The organism is Streptomyces alkaliterrae (assembly GCF_007097205.2).
In the GTDB taxonomy this organism is placed as follows: Bacteria; Actinomycetota; Actinomycetes; order Streptomycetales; family Streptomycetaceae; genus Streptomyces; species Streptomyces alkaliterrae.
Genome location: NZ_VJYK02000623.1, coordinates 1 through 953, shown reverse-complemented (window position 1 = coordinate 953; position 953 = coordinate 1). Strand labels below are relative to the sequence as shown.

1 protein-coding gene is annotated in these 953 nt (G+C 74.2%); it reads left to right on the top strand.

Features of this window, described 5'->3' with window-relative positions; all coding sequences use genetic code 11:
* Positions 1 to 953, top strand: a 953-nt coding sequence (locus FNX44_RS27165) for a tetratricopeptide repeat protein (protein ID WP_143651609.1), incomplete at both ends; no start/stop codon positions are given.

Genomic DNA, 953 nt, shown 5'->3' with positions numbered 1-953 from the left:
GGCCCCCGCCATGACTCCGCGCCCCTCCACCCGCCGCGCTTCCGCGACTGGCGGGACGCCGCCGACTGGCTGGACGGCGCCGGCGGCGAACTGGTCGACGTCGTGGCGCACGCCGCCACCGCCGGCGAGAGCGACCACGCCTGCTGGATCGCCGAGGCCCTCGTCGACCACCTCGTCCGCCAGGGCCGCTACCACGAGTGCCGCACCGCACTCAAACTCGCCCTTGCCTGTGTGGACGACGCGACCGACCGACGTATGCCCTCCTCCCTGCGCAACGGCATGGGAACCGCCGACTTCTACCAGGGCCGCTACCGGCAGGCCCACGACTGGTTCACCGACGCGCTGCGCGCCGCCCGCCGCGACGACGAGACACGCGAGCAGGCCCGCGCCCTCGCCGGTCTGGGGGCCGTGCAACTTCCCCTCGGCCGCCTCGCGGACGCCGTCGCCCACCTCACCGAGGCGGCGGAACTCGGCGCCCGCCTCGACGACGACTGGCTCACCGGCATGACCACCTGCAACCTGGGCGTGATCCACGCCCAGGAGGGCCGCCACGGGCGGGCGCTGGAACACTACGCCGCCGCACTCCCCCTCGCCGAGAAGCTCGGCAGCCCCCGACTGATCAGCAAGACCCTGTGCGCGGCCGCCGCCTCGCACCTCGCCCTCGGCGACCACACCTCCGCCCGCGACGCCCTGCGCACCGCGGCCGAACAGGCCAGCCAAGCCGGAGACCCCCAACTACGCGCGACGAGCCTGTCCCGTCTCGCCGCCGCCGAACACGGCCGCGGCGACCTGCGCGCCGCCCTCGCCCTCCACCACGAGGCCCTGGCCACTCTCAACGAACACAGCAGTACCACCGTGGAGATCGAGATCCGCAGCCGCCTCGCCCACACCTACATGGCACTGGGCCGCCACACCGAGGCCGAGGCCGAATTCCGGAAGGCCCACTCCCTCCC